The sequence below is a fragment of the Actinoplanes sp. NPDC023936 genome, assembly GCF_040639325.1.
In the GTDB taxonomy this organism is placed as follows: Bacteria; Actinomycetota; Actinomycetes; order Mycobacteriales; family Micromonosporaceae; genus Actinoplanes.
In genome coordinates, this window is record NZ_JBEZZR010000006.1 from 152,855 (window position 1) to 172,195 (window position 19,341).

A 19,341-nucleotide genomic window follows, 5' to 3' on the forward strand; every position below is an offset into this window, starting at 1 on the left:
CCGTGTTCCTGCGGTACAAGAAGCTCGACCTGCCCACCGCCGAGACCGCCCCGCCCGGCCGCGACGCCGAGATCCAGGTCGCCCCGGCGCACACCGTGCTCGGAACCCCGCTGACGGGCCCGTGGCCGGCCGGGTACGAGCTGGCCGTCTTCGGAATGGGCTGTTTCTGGGGCGCCGAGCGCATCTTCTGGCGAATTCCCGGGATCCACTCGACCTCGGTCGGCTACGCCGGAGGCTTCACCGCCAACCCCACCTACGAGGAGACCTGCTCCGGCACGACCGGGCACACCGAGGTGGTCCAGGTCGTCTACGACCCCGCCCGCGTTTCGTACGAGGACCTGCTGAAGGCGTTCTGGGAGAACCACGACCCGACCCAGGGCATGCGCCAGGGCAACGACGTGGGCACCCAGTACCGGTCGGCGATCTACACCACGACGGAGGCTCAGGCGGCGACGGCTCAGGCGTCGCTGGAGGCCTTCCAGCCGGTGGTGACGGCAGCCGGCCACGGCCGCATCACGACGGAGATCAAGCCGCTCACGCGGTACTACTACGCCGAGGACTACCACCAGCAGTACCTGTCCGACGCGAAGAACCCGTACGGATACTGCAACCACGGCCCCAACGGCATGACCTGCCCGATCGGGGTTGCCCGCACCAACTGACCTCGGCGAACGCTAGCGGGCGCTGCTCTGCGCCCGCCACGTGTCACGATGAACGTGGAGGAGGTGACCCCTGTCATGCGCCGATACGCCAAGCCGATCGTCGTCGCGGACGACCTCACGCTGCTCCACGGGCGGACCACGGGTGTCGTGACCTTGCCGCGTCACCTCGACTGGTCCGGCGCGGCCGACTACGACCTAGACAGTCCCGGCCGGATCGTCGACCTCTACCGCACGGTCCTGATCGAGGCGACCAAGCCCGACGACTTGCACGCTTTCCTCGATCAGGCGACCCTCGCCCGGCTCTGGCCGTCACTCTGGCTCGCGCCGGACCTGCGCCACGCGTGGGAAGAACGCTTCCCCGAGCTCAGGCGAAGCGTTTCGGGAGTCCCCGCCGCGTAAGGTCGCCGGCATGGATCCCCGTCACCGCGAGTTGGCCGAGATCGCCCTTCGCGCGGCCGGAGGCGACTATGGGCTGGCGCTCGCCGGCGGTTATGCCGTTCGGGAGCACGGTATGGGTGATCGGCCGAGCGGAGATGTCGATCTGTTCACCGACTGGCAGCGCCGCGCAGACTTCCCCGCTGCGGCCGATCTCGTCATCGAGGCTCTGATCCGGAACGGCTTCGTAGTCCACGTCGACGCTCGGGCGGACACCTTTGCTCGGCTGCTGGTATCCCGGCCCGACGAGCCGGAACTGGAGCCACAGAAGATGGAGTTGGCAGCCGATTGGCGCGCCCACCCACCGGTCACCCTGAGCGTCGGTCCCGTCCTGCACCCGGACGACGCCGTCGGCAACAAGATGGCGGCGCTCTACGGCCGTGCGCTCGCCCGGGACTTCCTCGACATCGATACCGTCCTCGCCAGTGGCCGCTATTCGAGCGATCAGCTCCTCCGGCTGACGGAAGCCGCCGATCCGGGTTTCGATCGCGCGACCTTCGCCGACGTGCTGGGAGCGGTGAACCAGATCAGCGACGCAGCCTTCGCTCCCTACGGCGTTGACACGGTATTCGTTCGAGGCTTGCGCCAGCGATTCGCCGAGTGGCAGAAGGAGCTACGGCAGGACTGATGCGCCGTCAGACCTGAACGGCTGGCACCAGCAGTACCTGTCCGACGCGAAGAACCCGTACGGCTACTGCAACCACGGCCCCAACGGCATGACCTGCCCGATCGGCGTGGCCCGCACCAACTGACGTGCCACGGATCCCGGGCCCGTTCTCACCTCTGCGGAGCGGGCCCGGTTCGTCCCGGACGGGAGCGCCGGCTGGACCGGTGGCTCGCGGGCTGGACCGGTGGCTCGCGGGCTCGCTGGCTGGACCGGTGGCGCGCGTTACTCGCGGGCTGGACCGGTGGCTCGGCGTGGATGAGCGCACACGCAACGGCTCCGTGTGCCTTCACCTGTGCCAGAGCGGTGTTGTCGTCACACGGACGGCTACTGTGCGGCCTCATCCATGCCGGCGCGGGTTCCCGTGTGCCGCCATCCGCGCTCCGTAGACGCATCTTGCGCAGCCGTCAGCCGTCAGCCGTCGGCCGTCCGCCGTCCGTAGGCGCATCATGTGCCGCCGTCCGCGATACGCAGGCGCATCGTGTGCCGCCGTCCGCGATCCGCGGGCGCATCGTGTGCCGCCGTCCCGCTTCGGGCGATGATCACCAACGCGGCGGTACGAATCGCCGCACCCGCGGGGCCGCCGCGTCACCAGGCGACCAGGCAGAACGGGTGGCCGGCCGGATCGGCGAAGACGCGGAACGTGTCGCCCCCACCGGCCAGCCGAACCGCGCCCAGCTCCGCCACCCGCTTCGCACCCTCGTCCAGGCTCTCCACCCGGACGTCGACATGCATCTGCTGAGGATGCGCGGGATCCGGCCAGCTCGGCGCCCGGAAGTCGGCCACCCGCTGAAAGGCGATACCCGGCCGATCCGGGGCGTCGCCGATCACCACCCAGTCACCCTCGTCCTGAACGCGCTGCATTCCCAGCAACTGCTCGTAGAACGAGGCCAGCGTGGCGGGGTCGGGGCAGTCGATGATGAGGCCGTGCCAGCGTCCGATCACCCGGTCATGCTGCCCGAGGAACAACGCCCTCCGCTGCCCCGAACCAGCTCGCCGATCAGAGCGCGGGGCATGCGGGCAAGCCGTGAACGCTTCGGACCGCAAATTCACGCCCTCGAACGAAAAAAATCGACATGTCCCGACATCTCGCTCACACTCGGAAACAGTGGGCTTAGCGGGAGGTCGACCATGTCACCGCGGTATCGGAACGAGGACGAGCGAGCCGCCTGGGAGCTGGCGGAAGCGATGACTCACCAGGCCCGGGCGATGATGCGCGAAGCCGAGATCGCCCTGGAGAGCTGGAAGCTCGGCAAGGAGATGAACCGGCAGCGCTGCGCGCGTCGCGGGATCAACAAGACGGATGCGGAGATCCGCTGGGCCGCCTCGGCGAGCGCCAAGAACGCGATCACCAACAACACGTTCCACGTGGCGCTGGCGACCATGTATTACGGCGCGGCGACCGCGAATTACGCCCGTGCCCAGTACCTCAGGAACCAGCAGTGATCTCTCACTCGTCGCCGGTGTCGTGCTCGGCGACCGGGCCGGGCAGCGGCCGGGGCGGGTCGGCGGCGGCCGGGGACGCGGGAACGGTGAGTACCAGGCCGAGAACGGCTCCGGCGCCGATCAGGCGGAGGCCGTTCAGCGACTTGGCCAGGGAAACGGTACGGCGTTCGGGCTTGTCCACTCAGCTCTCCTCACAAGCCGGGAAGCGGGCCGGGACCCACGATGACACCTCAACCTGAGACATGACTGTGTCAGGAGCGCGCAACGGGGCACCATTGACACGTGGAGATCGCCACCGAGACCGAGCGCAAGTACGACGTCCCTGAGACCTTCGAACTTCCCGAGCTGGCCGGGGTGGCCGGCATCACCGGCGTGAACGGCGCCGAAACCCATGATCTTGACGCCACCTACTTCGACACCGAAGACCTCCGGTTGATGAGAAATCGCCTGACACTTCGGCGGCGGTCCGGCGGGCACGACGCCGGCTGGCACCTGAAGACGCCCGGTGACGGTTCCGGGCGTACCGAGCACCGGGTTTCCGGGCACGAGGGCGACGCCGTTCCGGGCGAGTTGCTGCCCCTGGTGCGCGGCATCGTCCGGCAGCAGCCCCTCGCCCCGGTGTGCCGGCTGCGCACCCGCCGGGTGGAGACGCCGCTGCGGGATGCGGACGGCCGCACGCTCGCCCTGATCGCGCAGGACCGGGTGAACGCCGAGTCCGATGACGGCGAGAGCGCCTGGCAGGAGATCGAGGTCGAGCTGGTCGACGGTGACGTGGCGGTTCTCGACGCGGTGGAGCAGGTCCTGCTCGACGCGGGCGCCACCCCGGCCGCCGGTCCGTCCAAGGTCTCCCGCGCGCTCGCCGGCCGGCTCTCCGCCGCGCAGCGCACGGCCAAGGGCAAGACCAAGGGCAAGGGCAAGGTCAACCCCGTCTTCCGGTACGCCCGTGAGCAGCGCGACGCCATCATCGGACACGACCCCGCGGCCCGCCGTGGCGACGCCGAAGCGGTGCACAAGATGCGCGTCGCGACCCGGCGGCTGCGCAGCACCCTGAAGACGTACCGGCGGTGGTTCCCGGAGACCGGCGCCGGTGACGAGCTGCGCTGGCTGGCCGGGATGCTCGGCGCGGTCCGCGACCCGCAGGTGCTGGAGGGCAAGCTGCTGGCCGGCCTGGACGAGTCGGGTCCCGAGTTCGAGCCGGTCGCCGAGCGGATCCGGGCGGCGCTCGAGCATCGGGTGGCGAAAGGCCGTGATGAGCTGGCCGAAGCCCTCGACTCGGACCGTTATCTGAACCTGCTGGACGCCATCGACGCGCTGGTGGACAACCCCGGGCACGATGGCGGGGACCCGTCACGACGTACCCGAAAGGTCTTGAAGAAGGCCGACGACGAGCTGGACGCCGCGATCGCCAGTGGGGTCGACGAGGAGCTGCACGAGGCGCGCAAGTCCTACAAGAAGGCCCGCTACGCCGTCGAGGTGATCCAGCCGGAGCACGGCCAGCCGGCGAAGCAGCTGGTGAAGGCGCTGACCGCGCTGCAGGACGGCCTCGGCGCCCACCAGGACTCCACGATCGCCCGGGAGGTCCTGCGCGAGATCGGTCCGGACAGTTTTCATTTCGGCGTGCTGTACGGCAGGCAGGAGCAAGTGGGTAAGGAGACATTGCGTGAGGTGCCCGCGCTGGTGCGGGCGTCCCGGCGCAAGAAGGTGCGGCGTTGGCTGGTGAAGACATGACCACAGATGTTCATCCGGAACACGTTGATCACGAGCAGAGCGATTCCGAGCATGTTGATCAAGAACATGTGGAGGAACCGATGACGCAGCCGTACGACGGTCCGGTCACCGAACTCACCGGCTACCGCGTGGTGGACGACGAGGACGACGACCCGTACCTGCTGAACGCCGACGGGACGCCGGTCGACACCTGGCGGGACGACTACCCGTACGACGAGCGGCTACCTCGTGCGGAGTACGACCACGACAAGCGCCTGCTCCAGATCGAGCTGCTGAAGCTGCAGAACTGGTGCAAGGACACCGGCGAACGCCTGGTGATCTTCTTCGAGGGGCGGGACGCGGCCGGCAAGGGCGGCACCATCAAGCGCTTCATGGAGCACCTGAACCCGCGCGGCTCCCGGGTGGTGGCCCTGGAGAAGCCGAACGAGCGGGAGAGCACCCAGTGGTACTACCAGCGGTACATCAAGCACCTGCCGTCCGCCGGTGAGATCGTGCTCTTCGACCGGTCCTGGTACAACCGCGCCGGCGTCGAACGGGTGATGGGCTTCTGCAGCCGCGCCGAGTACCTGGAGTTCATGCGGCAGACCCCGGAGCTGGAGCGGATGCTCGTCCGGTCCGGCATCCACCTGGTCAAGTTCTGGTTCTCGGTGACCCAGAGCGAGCAGCGGACCCGCTTCGCGATCCGCCAGGTCGACCCGGTCCGGCAGTGGAAGCTCTCCCCGATGGACCTGGAGTCCCTGGACAAGTGGGACGACTACACCGAGGCGAAGGAGGCGATGTTCTTCTACACGGACACCGCCGACGCCCCGTGGACCGTGGTGAAGAGCAACGACAAGAAGCGCGCCCGGCTCGCCGCGATGCGCCACGTGCTCAACCGCTTCGACTACGAGGGCAAGGACCCGGAGATCGTCGGAGTCCCGGACCCGCTGATCGTCGGGCCCGCCTCGCTCGTCGTCGAGAGCACCGAGATGTCGCCCCGGGTATTCCCGCGCCTCTAGTGATTTAAAAGCGTTGGCGGCTGGCGTGGACCTTGGATAACGTGGCCGTACACGTGAAGGGAGGTGGTCCGAAGTTGTATAGCAACGGGACTCGTGAGGTGGCTGTCCGCTAGCCGCTGTCCTTGACAGCTTCGTTTGAGCGTCGAGACCGTGTGGCAGCGGCCCGGCGAGTACCAGACAGCCACCCGACCCCAGGGGATCCGGCCTTGTCCGACCGGACCATGTTCGTTCGCGATCATGGAAGTCCCCTGGGGTCGCTTCATATGCGGGGGCTTTGACATGCGTGAGCTGGTCGTCCTCGGCACCGCCAGCCAGGTGCCGACGCGGCATCGCAACCACAACGGCTACCTCCTCCGCTGGGACGACGAGGTGATCCTCTTCGACCCGGGCGAGGGCACCCAGCGTCAGATGCTGCTGGCCGGCCAGGCCGTCACCCCGCTCAAGCGCATCTGCGTCACCCACTTCCACGGCGACCACAGCCTCGGCCTGCCCGGCATCCTGCAGCGCGTCTCGCTGGACCGGGTGCCGCATCCGGTGGCGGTCCACTACCCGGCCGGTGGGCAGGAGTTCTACGACAGGCTGCGGCACGCCACGAGCTACTGGGACAACGCCGAGATCGTGCCTCTGCCGGTGAGCGCCGGCTTCGCGGTGGAGACCTCCGCGGGGCGCCTCACGGCGCTGCCGCTCCGGCATTCCATCGAGGCGTACGGGTACCGCTTGACCGAACCGGATTCCCGGCGGATGCTGCCCGCGCTGCTGGCCCAGCACGGCATCAGCGGTCCGGCCGTCGGTGACCTCCAGCGCACCGGCCGCCTGGGAGGGGTCACGCTGGACCAGGTCAGCACGGTCCGCCCCGGCCAGAGTTTCGCCTTCGTGATGGACACCGGCCTGTGCGACAACGTCTACGCCCTGGCCGACCGCGTCGACATGCTGGTCATCGAGTCCACCTTCCTGGCCGAGGACGCCGCGATGGCCGCTCAGGTCGGTCACCTGACAGCCGGCCAGGCCGCCGCGGTGGCCCGCGAGTCGGGCGTACGCACGCTGGTCCTCACCCACTTCTCCCAGCGCTACCAGGACCCGTCCCGCTTCCTGGAGGAGGCCCGCAAGGAGTTCACCGGACCGATCGTGATCGCCGAAGACCTCCTGCGCGTCCCGGTCCCGCCTCGGCTACTTTCTCAAGGATGACCGTCTCGCTGTGCCCTTCCCGAGGATGACCGTCTCGCTGCGCCCGGCGGCCGACGCCGATCTGCCCGCTGTCGGCGCCCTGCACCACCGTTCCCGGGCCGCCGCCTACGCCCACCTGGTCGACCCGGCCTCGTTCGACGCGCGCGGCGCCGAGATGATGGCCGCTTACTGGGTGGAACGCTGGCGCTGGGAGCGCGACACCCACCGGATGACCGTCGCCCTGGCCGGCGACGACCTGATCGGCTTCTCGTACGTGGGTCCGAGCGAGACCGAGGGCGCAGCCGAGCTCTACGCGATCCACCTGGACCCGTCCCGGGTGGGCACGGGCGTGGGCCGCCTGCTGATGATCGACGCGCTGCGGGCACTGCGGGGTTATGGCGTGGACCGGGCCGTCCTGTGGGTGCTGGAGGGCAACACGGTGGCGAGGCGCTTCTACGAGCGCGGAGGCTGGACGCCGGACGGCGCGACCCGGGCCGACACGGTCAACGACCAGCCGGTCACCCACGTCCGCTACTCACACCCGCTCTGACGCGGTTGCGGGACGCCGGCTCGAAGCTCGGGGGAACGTTGAGAGCCAGCCTTGCCACGTGCATGAAATGATCGATCGCTTCTCTGCGTTTCTGGAGCATGGTCGCCACTTGACTACTGATGCCGGACGTCTTCTCCGGGTAATACGTCAGGTCGAAAGCCACCAGACCGATCAGCTCGGCATCCGTCAGGAGAAGCGCTTTCGCTGACGCCAGCAGATCATCATCGACAAGGTGATAAAGCTCGACCGCTCGACCGGCGCGCCAGATCTTGTCGAACTTCGCAATGATCTCCGCTCTCTCCTCCGGGCTCGGGGGCGTGAACATCTGATCTTTTCCGACTTGAAGGGGGTCGCTGACGTTCCACTCCGGATGAGCGTCCCGAAGCGTTCCGACGATGCTCCGATAGAACTCGTCGTCCGCCACCAGGAGATTGAGATAGGAAGTGCGGCGCTCGTTCTGCCAGCTCCGGATCAACTCAGCCCGCGCGAGGGAGCGCTGCAGGCCCGCTTGACGCCATGAACCGATCACGACGCCGAGAAGCGCCGCGATGCCGGCCACAATAGCCGGCATAACCGATCTCATGAGAATTCTTCCTATTCCGAGGCGGTCGTCAGGTGGTTCACTTTAACCAGCGCGATTGACGACGGCCAGTCGTCAAAATAGGCACTGGAAGAAACCGGCTCACCGAGGCCGTGTCACCGCGAACAATGGAGATTCCGAGCCGGAGCCTCAGATCCACACGCAGGCGGTGACGGGTTGCCGTTCAAGCGCCTTGATCGCCACCTGCCGTGCCGGCATTCGCGGTAAAGCCGGCGCTGTGCGGAAACTCGTGGACGCCCTGGGCCCCGCAGAATGACGCAAAGCCACAACGCTCCACCGTTGTAAGCGACCCGTCTTGGCCACCGAGGGCGGCCCGGCGGCGCCGAGAACGCGGGCGCGGCGATTCGTGCCGCCGCATCGGTGATCACTGCCCGAAACCGGACAGCCGCACACGATGCGCCCGCGAGCACGGACAGCGGCACACGATGCGCCCGCGAGCACGGACAGCGGCACACGATGCGCCTACGAGCGCCGACGGCGGCACACGAGAACCCGCGCCGGCGTGGATGAGGCCACACAGTAGCCGTCCGTGTGCCGACAACCCCGCTCTGGCACAGGTGAGGGCCCACGGAGACGTTGCGTGTGCACTCATCCACACCGAGCCACCGTGCGTGTGGGGACGCCGGGGCCGGCGGCCGGCGGCGCCGGCGGAAGGGGCGTCAGGGTTGGGTGCCGCGGGACGGGTGTTCTGCTGGTGGGGACGGGTGTTGCGCGTACCCGGAGAAAGCGAAAAGGCGGGAGCACGTGACCTATGAATGCGGGGGAACCTGTGATCACGTGCTCCCGCCCACCGCCCCGCCGGAATCGGGTGCGCCTGGCCGGAGGCGCGGATCAGCGGAGGCGTGCTGATCCTGGAACCGATTCGAGGCGGGCCTGGGCGCGGGATGCCGGAGCGCTGGCGGGGCGCCCCGGCGTCACCGCCGGAAGACGTCGGCCGGGCCGGGAAGGCGTTGCTTGCCGGGGGACGGTCAAGCTCTTCGGCGACGTCTAGACCTTCATAAAACCCTCCTGTAGCGGTGCGCGGCCGGAACGTTGAGTCCGCGGCCGGGCACGCTGCGCATGCTGTTCAGGTCGTGCCGCAGCGTCCACGCCTCGCGCCAGGGGCGGCGGGCCACCGCGTCGGCTCGTTCGGCGAGCCGGCGGGCCGAGCACGGCCAGCGCCATCCACATCCGACGCAGTTGCCGTCTCCGCCGGCCGCCGTGTGGCGTCCGAGTAAGTGCTGCGCGTCCCGCCACAGAAGGCGGTCCACGATGTCAGCGGGCGCCGCCTCATCGACGTCGACCATTCCCTACCCCTCCGTCCGGGAGTGGCTCATAGCTCCGTCACGACACATACAACCGCAGCGCGCCATCAGCTGGTCGGACTGAGTGTGCGATTGTGGCGACTATCCGTAACGGTCCATGTTCGCCATGGGTGGGTGTGCGACGGGCATCGATGGGTGTTTCCCGGGTGGCAAGCCGCTGCAGGCTGCCCAGGCGCTGCAGCGGCTCATGATCGAACCGGCGGTCGGCTAGCTCAGGTGAGCCAGCAGGTCCTGCCGGGTCAGCACGCCGGCGGGCTTGCCGTCCACCAGGACCATCGCGGCGTCGGCCTTCTCCAGCAGTGCCACCGCCTCGGCCACCGGCTCGCCGCCACCGATCATCGGCAGGGCGTCGCTCATGTGCTTCTCGATCGTGTCGTGCAGGTGGGCCTGACCGGTGAAGAGCGCGTCGAGCAGCGCCTTCTCCGAGATCGAGCCGGCCACTTCGCCGGTCACGACGGGCGGCTCGGCCTTCAGCACCGGGAGCTGGGAGACGCCGTACTCCCGCATGTAGTCGATCGCGTCCCGGACCGTCTCCGTCGGGTGGACGTGGACCAGCTTCGGGATCTCGGCGCCCTTGCCGGCGAGCGCGTCCGCCACGGTCGGCGTGGCTTCCTGGGTACGGAGGAAGCCGTACCGTGCCATCCACTTGTCGTTGAAGATCTTCGACAGGTAACCGCGGCCGCCGTCCGGCAGCAGCACCACGACGACGTCGTCCGGGCCGGCCTTGCGGGCCACCTCGAGCGCTGCCACCACGGCCATCCCGCACGAACCGCCGACCAGCAGGCCCTCCTCGCGGGCCAGCCGGCGGGTCATCTCGAACGAGTCGGAGTCGCTGACCTCGATGACCTCGTCCGTGACGCTCGTGTCGTACGCGCTCGGCCAGAAGTCCTCGCCGACACCCTCCACGAGGTACGGACGACCGGTCCCGCCGGAGTAGACGGAACCCTCCGGGTCGGCGCCGATGATCCGGACGTCGCCCTGCTCCTTGAGATAGCGCCCGACGCCGGTGATCGTCCCGCCGGTGCCCACCCCCGTCACGAAGTGGGTGATCTTCCCCCCGGTCTGTTCCCAGAGCTCCGGGCCGGTCTGCTCGTAGTGCGAGCGCGGGTTCGCCGGGTTGCTGTACTGATCCGGCTTCCAGGCCCCGGGGATCTCCGTGGCCAGCCGGTTCGACACGTTGTAGTAGGAACGCGGGTCCTCCGGCGCCACGGCGGTCGGGCAGACCACCACTTCGGCGCCGTACGCCCGCAGGACGTTCTGCTTGTCTTCGCTGACCTTGTCGGGGCAGACGAAGACGCACTTGTAACCCCGTCGCTGGGCCACGAGGGCCAGACCGACTCCGGTGTTGCCGCTGGTCGGCTCGACGATCGTGCCGCCGGGCTTGAGGAGGCCGGCCTTCTCGGCGTCCTCCACCATCCGCAGCGCGATCCGGTCCTTGACCGAGCCGCCGGGGTTCAAGTACTCGACCTTGGCCAGCACGGTGGCGCTGATGCCTTCGGTCACGCTGTTCAGCCGGACCAGCGGAGTGTTACCGATGATCTCGACGACGTTGTCGTAATAGCGCACGCTTCACTTTACGACCACGCGCGGGTTCGTCCGCTCCCACTCCAGGAAGCGGTCCGTTTCGGCGAGCACCGCACCCGCCAGCCAGGTGACCGCGACCGCGTCGTCGATCAGCCCGAACAGGAAGACGAACGCTTCCGGAACGGCGTCGATCGGGGACACCACATAGAGCGTGGCGGCCGCCATCATCGCCAGCCGCATGCCGCCGTCGTAGTCGCCACGAGTGGTCGCCCGGATCATCCGGGGCAGCGCCGCGAGACGCTCCCCGAGCGGCCGGCCGCCACGGGCGCCGGCGGTCAGAGCACGGGCCAGCGCGGTGAACGCCGCCGCACGTTTCAACGTCTTGGCCATCTTTGTTCCCCTCTCCGCCACTCCAGCATGACCTGAGCGCGCCATGATTGCCCCTCGCCATCGCGAGTTAGCCTCAAGTACCCACTTCCGCTGCCGATCACGGCGGGAACACCGAGCCATTCGAGGAGGAAATCATGAGCAGCATCGATTTCACCCTCTCCGCCACCGGCTGGCGGCGGATCAAGTGGGCCGGACGGGTGACCGGCGTCCTCGCCGGGGTGACAGCTTTCTCTGCCGGTCTGCTCCTGCGCCAGGCCGCCGACGCCCGCCGGGTGATCCCGCTCGCCGAGGCCCCGCCGCCGCGCGGTGACGGGGTGTACGGCGCGAAGTTCGGCGGCCGCCCGCTGCATCTGGTGATCCTCGGTGACTCGTCGGCCGCCGGATACGGTGTGCACCGCCCCCGGGAGACGCCCGGCGCCCTCTTCGCCACCGGCATCTCGCGCCGCCTGCACCGGCCGGTCCGGCTGCACCGGCTGGCCGTGGTCGGCTCGATGTCGTCCGGCCTGCCGTACCAGGTGGACGCGGCCCTGGAGTACCAACCGGACCTCGCGATCATCCTGATCGGCGGGAACGACGTGACGCACGCCTCAGCGCGGCCCGCGGCGGTCCGTCATCTGGGTGACACGGTTCGCCGACTGCGCGCGGTCGGCTGCAAAGTGGTGGTCGGCACCTGCCCGGACCTCGGCGCGATCCAGCCGATCAAGCCGCCGCTGCGGTGGCTGGCCCGGCGCTGGAGCCGGCAGCTGGCCGCCGCGCAGACGGTCGCCGTGGTGCGGGAAGGCGGCCGGACCGTCTCGATCGGGAACCTGCTCGGCCCGATGTTCGAGGCGGATCCGGTGCGGATGTACAGCTCGGACCGGTTCCATCCGTCCGCCGAGGGGTATGCCCGAGCGGCAGCGGTGATGATGCCGACCGTGATGGCCGCGCTCGGCGAGGACGAGCGGACACCGGTCACGGAAAGCGTCCGTAGCCTGCCCGAGGCCGCCGTCGCGGCGGTGCGGGCACCGGGTACCGAGGTCAGCCCGGCCGGGCGGTGGGCGCAGCTGCGGCGGCACCCCTGGTTCGGCGAGCCGCGGCACTGGTTCGGATCGAGGGCGGGCACGGTCAACCCGGTTTCCGCCGTAGGGTATACGCCAGAGGATCATCAAGTCGGCTGATGCAGGGAGGCGTGACATGGCTGGTCTGCCGAGACAAGTAGGCCGGGCCGCGGCCACCGGCCTGCTGGCCGGCGCGGTGGGCGGGGTCGCCCTGATCGCCGGTGAGCTGCTCGCCGCGAAGGCCCGCCGGTACGCGAAGCCGACGATGGGCCTGGCGCTGCGCACCTCGATGGGCCCGGCGACAGCGACGCCGCTGCGGCTGGTGCTCCTCGGCGACTCGGCAGCTGTCGGCGTCGGCGTGGAGTGGCTGTCGGACACGGTCGGCGGCCAGCTCGCCCGCCTGCTGGCCGACGGCACCCCGGAGTCGGGTCCGCGGCACGTGCTGCTCAGCAGCGTCGGAGTGGCCGGGTCCCGGTCCAGCGATCTGGGTACGCAGGTGGCCCGTGCGCTGCTCGGTGACCGGCCCGACGTCGCGGTCGTCCTGATCGGGGCGTACGACGCGGCATCCGGCCGGATTCCCGAGGAGGCCGCGATCCACCTCGGCCAGGCGGTCCGCCGGCTGCGGTCAGCGGGCGTGCAGGTCGTCGTCGGCACCTGCCCCGACCTGGGCGCGACCCGTTCGATCGCCCCGCCGCTGCGGCAGATCGCCGGCATGGTCGGCCGCCGGATGGCGAAAGCGCAGGCGCGGGCGGTCGCCGAGGCCGGTGGTGTGGTCGTCGACCTGGCCGGCGAGACCGGCGCGGTGTTCCGCGCGGACGCCGGGACCCTCTGCTACGACGGCTTCCACCCCTCCGCCGACGGCTATCGGGTGTGGGCGCACGCTTTGTATCCAGCGGTGGCAAAAGCGGCAATGTCAGGGGTGTGAGAAATTCGCGCTTCCGACCATGTTACCGGTGAGTAAACTGGCGGCATGCCGGAAGCTGTCATCGTTGCCACTGCCCGCTCCCCCATCGGACGCGCCCACAAGGGTTCCCTCAAGGACCTGCGGCCCGACGATCTCGCCACGACGATCGTCGATGCCGCTCTCAGCAAGGTGCCGCAGCTGGACCGCACGCTCATCGAGGACCTCTACCTCGGCTGCGGGCTCCCCGGCGGCGAGCAGGGTTTCAACCAGGCCCGGGTGATCGCCACCAAGCTCGGCCTGGACGGCCTGCCCGGCGCCACCGTCACGCGCTACTGCTCCTCGTCGCTGCAGACCACCCGGATGGCGTTCCACGCGATCAAGGCAGGCGAGGGTGACGTGTTCATCTCCGCCGGCGTGGAGACGGTGTCCCGGTTCGCCCGTGGCTCGTCCGACGGCCTCCCGTCCGAGGCGCAGGACCTCGTCGGCGGTCCCTGGACCAACCCGTTCTTCGACGAGGCCCAGACCCGCACGAAGCGGTCCGCCGAGGCCGGCACCACCTGGCACGACCCGCGCGAGGACGGCGCCGTGCCGGACATCTACATCGGGATGGGCTACACCGCCGAGAACCTCGCCCAGGTCAAGAACGTGACCCGTGAGGAGATGGACGAGTTCGGCGTCCGCAGCCAGAACCTCGCCGAGAAGGCCATCGCCAACGGCTTCTGGGAGCGCGAGATCACCCCGGTGACGCTCCCCGACGGCACCGTCGTGTCGAAGGACGACGGCCCCCGCCCCGGCGTCACCATCGACGCGGTCTCCCAGCTCAAGCCGGTCTTCCGCCCCGACGGCCGGGTCACCGCCGGCAACTGCTGCCCGCTCAACGACGGCGCCGCGGCGCTGGTCATCATGAGCGACACGAAGGCCCGGGAGCTCGGCATCACCCCGCTCGCCCGGATCATCTCCACCGGCGTCACCGGCCTCTCCCCCGAGATCATGGGCCTCGGCCCGGTCGAGGCGTCCAAGCAGGCCCTGAAGCGGGCCGGCATGAGCATCAGCGACGTCGACCTGTTCGAGATCAACGAGGCGTTCGCGGCCCAGGTCATCCCGTCGTACAAGGAGCTCGGCATCCCGCTGGAGAAGCTCAACGTCAACGGCGGCGCGATCGCGGTCGGCCACCCGTTCGGCATGACCGGCGCCCGCATCACCACCACCCTGCTGAACTCCCTCGACTGGCACGACAAGTCGATCGGCCTGGAGACCATGTGCGTCGGCGGCGGCCAGGGCATGGCCCTGATCATCGAGCGCCTCAGCTAGTCCGGACCGTCATCAGCCGGTTCCCACTGCCGCCTCCACTCGCGCGAGGCGGCGGTGGGGACCTTTTTTCTTTGGTACGGGGGGATAGCGCTTGAAGATCGTCGAGGTGCGGCCCGGGTGTGGGGTGTTCGACGGGGCTGCGGAGCTGTTCGACGAGTACCGGGTGCACGACGGTTGGCGGCGGCTCGACCGCATCATCGGACGCTGGCGGCTCGGACGCCCGCCAGCCCCGCCACCCGGTCGCGGCCCGCGGGCGGTCCCACTTCCCAGCCGTAGCTGAAGCAGGTAAAACAGCTCTGCCATTCCCTGTCCTGGCTACGGCTCGCGACACCGAGCCGTAGCCCATCCAGGTCATCCGGCCGCTTCACCTGCCTGCGCTACGGCTGACCCCCGCGAGCCGTAGACCACGCAGGTCAACCGGCCGTCTTACCTGCCTGCGCTACGGCTGGCACCCACGAGCCGTAGCCCACGCAGGTCAACCGGCCGTCTTACCTGCCTGCGCTACGGCTGGCACCCACGAGCCGTAGACCACGCAGGTCATCCGGCCGTCTTACCTGCCTGCGCTACGGCTGGCACCCACGAGCCGTAGCCCATCCAGGTCAACCGGCCGTCTTACCTGCCTGCGCTACGGCTGGCACCCACGAGCCGTAGACCACGCAGGTCATCCGGCCGCTTTACCTGCGCACGCTACGGCTGGATCCGGCGAGGAGGTACTGCAAACGCGACAACGGCGGATCGGGGGTGGGGCGTGCCAGAACCGAGGGCGGCTCGGCCCTGCGGAACGGCGGGGCGGCTCGGGGCCTACGGAACGCCGGAGCGGCTCAGGGCCTGCGGAACGCCGGAGCGGCTCGGGGGCCTGCGGAACGGCGGGACGGCTCGGGGGCCTGCGGAACGCCGGAGCGGCTCGGGGGCCTGCGGAACGCCGGGGGCGGCGGCGGGGCGCGCCGGGCCGGGATCGTCAGTGCCGGGGTGTGCGGGACTGGTTGCGGTGCGGGTGGGGACTGCGGGAATGCGTACCCGGAAAAGTCAGAGGGTTTTTTGGGCCTCTTCTACCGCGGTCGCCGCTCGGGTGAGCAGTTCCGGGGGTGGGCCGGCGGTGAGGATGTCGTCGGCCAGGACTCGGAGCTGGTCGGGGAGGACCAGGGGGTGGAGGTAGGGCAGTTCGCGGGGCGGGGACTTCTCCGCCTCGGCGCCCAGGTCGGCCAGGTGCTGGGCCAGGCCGTGGATGAGCTGGGCGCGTGTCTGGCCGATGGTGGTGGCCGGCTGGGACCAGCGGCGTTCCTCCCAGTGGCGGACCTGGTTGAGGAGGCGGTCGATCGCGGCGGCTAAGTCAGACATTCGCCAAAGGGTACCGGGGAACGGGACAACGCCCGGTCCGCGGGGAGGCGGGCCGGGCGTTGCTCGTGAGGACGGGACGAACTGTCAGTCGTCGCCTTGCAGGAAGCTGAGCAGGCGGAGGACCTCGAGGTAGAGCCAGATGAGGCCGACCAGGATCCCGAACGCGGCGGTCCAGGAGTAGCGCTGCGGCAGACCCATCCGCACGCCCTCCTCGACCTCGTTGAAGTTCAGGATGAAGCTCAGCGACGCGACAACGATGCAGACGAGGCTGAAGATGATGCCGATAGCGCCGTTGTCACGCAGGCCGGTGTTGACGCCGAAGAGCGCCAGCACGAAGTTGATCAGCATGACCGCGAAGAGACCCGCCATGATCGAGATGATCGCGCGGGTGAACTTCGGGGTGGCGCGGATGACCCTGGCACGGTAGAGCACGGCCATCAGGAAGAAGACGCCGAAGGTGGCGACCACCGCCTGCATGACGATCCCCGAGTAAAAGCTCTCGAAGAACTTGCTCACCATGCCGACGAACACGCCCTCGACCACCGCGTAGGTGACGACGAGAGCCGGGTTCGCGACCCGCATGAACGAGATGACCAGGCCGAGCACGAGGCCGACCAGGGCGGCGCCGATCCACGCGGCGCCGGTCGCCGAGGCGGGAATGAGGTTCCACGCGGCGACCGCCGAGATGCCGGTGATGCCGAGCAGTGTGACGGTCTTGACCACGACGTCGTCGACGGTCATCGGCCGGACGGCCGGCGGAGAGGCGGGGTAGCCGCCCGTCGCCGTCGGGTAAGGCGCACCGTAGGCCGGCTGACCGTAACCCGGCTGGCCGTATCCCGGCTGGCCTGGGGCCTGCCCGTACCCCGCCGCGCGCTCCCGCTCAGCCGCCTGGCCGAGGCGCGAAAGCACCGGGTTCGATGTCTTCACTGTTTCCAGCCTCCCTTTGAGGTCGAGGCATCATGCCTGTCGTTCCAGAGTACGGGGTGAACGGCCGCCACCGCGCCCGCAGACGCTGTGAGCAGGCTGAGAACACATGGTCAGGCACATGATCCCAGCGGAAATCGACGATACGACACGCATCGAAACGCGGCGGTACCTGGAAATGACGAAAGGGATGCTCCAGGCGGAGCATCCCTCAACCGTGCCGTGCCCGGGGCGGGTCTCGAACCCGCACGCCTTGTCAGGCAGCCGCTTTTAAGGCGGCCGTGTCTGCCATTCCACCACCCGGGCGGACCTGCGAACACCGTATCTGGTGCCGCCCGGATGGTGGCAACGGCCTCAGCGAGTGCCGGCGGAAACCTTGTCGGTGGCCGGGGCGACCGGCGGGGTCACCTCGACGAACTCCTCACGCGGGTGGTGCAGCTGGCCGAGGGCCACCGTCTCGCGCTTGAGGATGAAGGCCAGCACCCAGTCGGCGAGCACCCGCACCTTGCGGTTGAACGACGGGATCCGGCTGACGTGGTAGAAGCGGTGCATCAGCCACGCCGGGTAGCCCTTGACCTTCACGCCGTAGACGTGCGCGACACCCTTGTTGATGCCGAGGCCGGCGACACCGCCGACGTGCTTGTGGCGGTACTCCTTCGGGGCCCCGCCGAGGATGACCTGGCGGATGTTGTCGGCGAGCACGGTGGCCTGCCGGACCGCGTGCTGCGCGCTCGGCGAGCACCAGCCACCCGGGTTCGTCAGGTCCGGGACCTGGGCGGCGTCGCCCGCGGCCCAGGCGCCCTCGAGCACCTCGCCGGTCTCGACGCTGGCGACCTGGAGGGTGGGCAGGCAGTTGATGTGCCCGCGCGGGCCGAGCGGCAGGTCGGTGTGCTGCAGCATCGGCGACGGCTTGACGCCCGCGGTCCAGACCAGCGTCTCGGCACGGAACGAGTCACCGTCGGAGAGCTCGATCTGACCGTCGACGCAGGACTTCAGGAAGGTCTCCAGGCGCAGGTCGATACCGCGCTTGGCGAGCTGACGGGCGGTGTAGGCGCCCATCTCCGGACCGACCTCGGGAAGGATCCGGTTGGAGGCCTCGACCAGGATGAAGTGGACCTCCTTCGGGTCCAGCTCCGGGTAGTACTTCAGCGCGTCCGCCACGACGTCCTGCATCTCGGCGAGCGCCTCGATGCCGGCGAAGCCGCCACCGACGAACACGAAGTTCAGCGACGCCTTGCGCACCTCTTCGTCCGGCGTCACGGCGGCGACGTCCAGGCGGTCGAGGATGTGGTTGCGCAGGTAGATGGCCTCACCGATGGTCTTGAGGCCGATGCCCATGTCGCTCAGGCCGGGAATCGGCAGAGTGCGCGAGACCGAGCCGGGCGCCACGATGATGTGGTCGTACTCCATCTCGTAGGCGGGGCCGTCGATCGGCTGGATCGTGACGGACTTGCGGGCGTGCTCGAGCTTCGTGACCTCACCGGAGACGATGCGGCACTTCTTCAGCTCCCGGCGCAGCGGCACCACAGCGTGTCGCGGCGAGATGTTACCGGCCGCTGCCTCAGGCAGGAACGGCTGATAAGTCATGTGCGGAACAGGGTCGATGACGACGATCTCGGCCCGGTTCCGGTTCAGCTTCTTGGACAGGCGGAGGGCGGCGTACAGCCCGACGTGACCTGCTCCAACGACGACTATGCGCGGTGGATTCACGCCCCTATTCTCGCGCGCGAGGGGCTGTTCATGCGTTGTTCTGTGACGATCGCAACGGCGAAAGTCAAGTGTCGTAACTAACAGAATTCACTCGCGACGGGCCATACGTGCTAGGAGAACCGTCACAGCCGTCGCTCCGGCGAGCCCCACCAGGGTGGCCACCTGGAAAGCGCTTCCACCCAGGTCGGCGGTGAGGCCGAGGGCCAGGACGGTGAGGACCGAGGAGATCAGAATGACCACCCCGGCACGGCCCAGCCAGACACCCGGGACGTCCAGGTTCACGATCGAGTCGATCGGCAGCACGGCGGCCAGCGCGGTCAGCGTGTGCGCCAGATAGAGCAGCGCGGCCAGCGCCAGCACCCGCCACAGCGCGACCCGGGCGTCGAAGCCGGCCGTGTCCAGCAGCCAGCCACCCACCGCGGTGAGCGCCACGGCGGTGCCGCCACGCCCGGCCGGCGCGAGCGCGGGCCAGAGCGCGAGCAGGGCGAGCAGCCCGAGGTACCGGCTGGCGAGCAGCGGCGCGGGCCAGGCGACACCGAGGGCCAGCAGGCCGGTCAGCCACACCGAAAAACGGATCATGATGGGTACGGCGGTGGCCCGGCTCAGCACCTTCCGGAGGTGGCCCGCTCGTGCCGTGATCGAAGACAACAT

General features: G+C 69.2%; 21 protein-coding genes, 1 tRNA gene and 1 pseudogene. 12 read left to right on the plus strand and 11 right to left on the minus strand.

Features of this window, described 5'->3' with window-relative positions:
• Positions 1-2 precede the first annotated feature (2 nt).
• From msrA to AB0F72_RS11050, 4 genes and pseudogenes are all read left to right on the plus strand, one after another.
• On the plus strand, positions 3-662 hold the full coding sequence (gene msrA / locus AB0F72_RS11035; protein WP_360428749.1) for a peptide-methionine (S)-S-oxide reductase MsrA: 660 nt from the start codon (positions 3-5) through the stop codon (positions 660-662).
• Between the two features lie 48 nt (positions 663-710).
• Entirely contained in the window at positions 711-1,061 is a 351-nt protein-coding gene (locus AB0F72_RS11040; RefSeq protein ID WP_360428752.1) for a hypothetical protein, read from the plus strand.
• A gap of 10 nt (positions 1,062-1,071) precedes the next feature.
• Positions 1,072-1,725 (plus strand): nucleotidyl transferase AbiEii/AbiGii toxin family protein, encoded by a 654-nt coding sequence (locus AB0F72_RS11045; RefSeq protein WP_360428754.1) that lies wholly within the window; start codon positions 1,072-1,074, stop codon positions 1,723-1,725.
• Between the two features lie 22 nt (positions 1,726-1,747).
• Positions 1,748-1,849, plus strand: a pseudogene (locus AB0F72_RS11050) (peptide-methionine (S)-S-oxide reductase); the annotation flags it as partial.
• A gap of 500 nt (positions 1,850-2,349) precedes the next feature.
• On the opposite strand, the gene AB0F72_RS11055 reads toward AB0F72_RS11050, so the two are convergent.
• Positions 2,350-2,706, minus strand: a complete 357-nt coding sequence (locus AB0F72_RS11055) for a VOC family protein (RefSeq protein ID WP_360428757.1) — start codon at positions 2,704-2,706, stop codon at positions 2,350-2,352.
• A 186-nt stretch (positions 2,707-2,892) separates the two neighbouring features.
• Between AB0F72_RS11055 and AB0F72_RS11060 the strand changes: the two genes are divergently transcribed.
• Positions 2,893-3,207 (plus strand): hypothetical protein, encoded by a 315-nt coding sequence (locus tag AB0F72_RS11060; RefSeq protein WP_360428760.1) that lies wholly within the window; start codon positions 2,893-2,895, stop codon positions 3,205-3,207.
• A gap of 4 nt (positions 3,208-3,211) precedes the next feature.
• Here the strand turns inward: AB0F72_RS11060 and AB0F72_RS11065 are convergent, their stop codons facing one another.
• Positions 3,212-3,388, minus strand: a complete 177-nt coding sequence (locus tag AB0F72_RS11065) for a hypothetical protein (protein ID WP_360428762.1) — start codon at positions 3,386-3,388, stop codon at positions 3,212-3,214.
• A 101-nt stretch (positions 3,389-3,489) separates the two neighbouring features.
• On the opposite strand from AB0F72_RS11065, the gene AB0F72_RS11070 reads away from it, so the two are divergent.
• From AB0F72_RS11070 to AB0F72_RS11085, 4 genes are all read left to right on the plus strand, one after another.
• Positions 3,490-4,935, plus strand: a complete 1,446-nt coding sequence (locus tag AB0F72_RS11070; protein ID WP_360428765.1) for a CYTH and CHAD domain-containing protein — start codon at positions 3,490-3,492, stop codon at positions 4,933-4,935.
• Positions 4,936-5,015: 80 nt separating this feature from the next.
• Positions 5,016-5,933, plus strand: coding sequence for a polyphosphate kinase 2 (gene ppk2, locus AB0F72_RS11075; protein ID WP_360428768.1), 918 nt, complete (start codon positions 5,016-5,018; stop codon positions 5,931-5,933).
• A 279-nt stretch (positions 5,934-6,212) separates the two neighbouring features.
• Positions 6,213-7,118 carry a ribonuclease Z gene (locus AB0F72_RS11080; protein ID WP_360428771.1) on the plus strand — a complete coding sequence of 302 codons (906 nt, stop codon included), beginning with the start codon at positions 6,213-6,215 and terminating at the stop codon, positions 7,116-7,118.
• 10 nt (positions 7,119-7,128) lie between these two features.
• Complete coding sequence (locus AB0F72_RS11085; protein WP_360428774.1) at positions 7,129-7,647, plus strand: GNAT family N-acetyltransferase; 519 nt, start codon at positions 7,129-7,131, stop codon at positions 7,645-7,647.
• Here AB0F72_RS11085 and AB0F72_RS11090 read toward each other — a convergent pair.
• The 4 genes from AB0F72_RS11090 to AB0F72_RS11105 form a co-directional block, all read right to left on the minus strand.
• A complete protein-coding gene (locus tag AB0F72_RS11090; RefSeq protein WP_360428776.1) occupies positions 7,616-8,206 on the minus strand; it encodes a hypothetical protein in 591 nt (196 codons plus the stop codon). The two genes, AB0F72_RS11085 and AB0F72_RS11090, sit on opposite strands and share 32 nt — an antisense overlap.
• A gap of 1,037 nt (positions 8,207-9,243) precedes the next feature.
• Positions 9,244-9,534, minus strand: coding sequence for a hypothetical protein (locus AB0F72_RS11095; RefSeq protein ID WP_360428779.1), 291 nt, complete (start codon positions 9,532-9,534; stop codon positions 9,244-9,246).
• Positions 9,535-9,759: 225 nt separating this feature from the next.
• Positions 9,760-11,118 (minus strand): cystathionine beta-synthase, encoded by a 1,359-nt coding sequence (locus AB0F72_RS11100; protein WP_360428782.1) that lies wholly within the window; start codon positions 11,116-11,118, stop codon positions 9,760-9,762.
• Between the two features lie 3 nt (positions 11,119-11,121).
• Positions 11,122-11,466, minus strand: coding sequence for a YkvA family protein (locus tag AB0F72_RS11105; RefSeq protein WP_360428785.1), 345 nt, complete (start codon positions 11,464-11,466; stop codon positions 11,122-11,124).
• A 134-nt stretch (positions 11,467-11,600) separates the two neighbouring features.
• Between AB0F72_RS11105 and AB0F72_RS11110 the strand changes: the two genes are divergently transcribed.
• From AB0F72_RS11110 to AB0F72_RS11120, 3 genes are read left to right on the plus strand one after another with little or no spacing between them, the layout of a single operon-like run.
• Positions 11,601-12,623: an SGNH/GDSL hydrolase family protein gene (locus AB0F72_RS11110; RefSeq protein WP_360428788.1), complete on the plus strand. Its 1,023-nt coding sequence runs from the start codon at positions 11,601-11,603 to the stop codon at positions 12,621-12,623.
• Between the two features lie 16 nt (positions 12,624-12,639).
• Positions 12,640-13,428 (plus strand): SGNH/GDSL hydrolase family protein, encoded by a 789-nt coding sequence (locus tag AB0F72_RS11115; RefSeq protein WP_360428791.1) that lies wholly within the window; start codon positions 12,640-12,642, stop codon positions 13,426-13,428.
• A 45-nt stretch (positions 13,429-13,473) separates the two neighbouring features.
• On the plus strand, positions 13,474-14,718 hold the full coding sequence (locus tag AB0F72_RS11120) for an acetyl-CoA C-acetyltransferase (protein WP_360428794.1): 1,245 nt from the start codon (positions 13,474-13,476) through the stop codon (positions 14,716-14,718).
• Between the two features lie 1,026 nt (positions 14,719-15,744).
• Here AB0F72_RS11120 and AB0F72_RS11125 read toward each other — a convergent pair.
• From AB0F72_RS11125 to AB0F72_RS11145, 5 genes are all read right to left on the minus strand, one after another.
• Positions 15,745-16,056, minus strand: a complete 312-nt coding sequence (locus AB0F72_RS11125; RefSeq protein WP_360428797.1) for a hypothetical protein — start codon at positions 16,054-16,056, stop codon at positions 15,745-15,747.
• An 84-nt stretch (positions 16,057-16,140) separates the two neighbouring features.
• Positions 16,141-16,983: a Bax inhibitor-1/YccA family protein gene (locus AB0F72_RS11130; protein ID WP_360428799.1), complete on the minus strand. Its 843-nt coding sequence runs from the start codon at positions 16,981-16,983 to the stop codon at positions 16,141-16,143.
• Positions 16,984-17,203: 220 nt separating this feature from the next.
• Positions 17,204-17,286, minus strand: a tRNA-Leu gene (locus AB0F72_RS11135).
• 48 nt (positions 17,287-17,334) lie between these two features.
• Positions 17,335-18,690 carry an NAD(P)/FAD-dependent oxidoreductase gene (locus tag AB0F72_RS11140; RefSeq protein WP_360428802.1) on the minus strand — a complete coding sequence of 452 codons (1,356 nt, stop codon included), beginning with the start codon at positions 18,688-18,690 and terminating at the stop codon, positions 17,335-17,337.
• 87 nt (positions 18,691-18,777) lie between these two features.
• Positions 18,778-19,341, minus strand: coding sequence for a hypothetical protein (locus AB0F72_RS11145; RefSeq protein ID WP_360428805.1), 564 nt, complete (start codon positions 19,339-19,341; stop codon positions 18,778-18,780).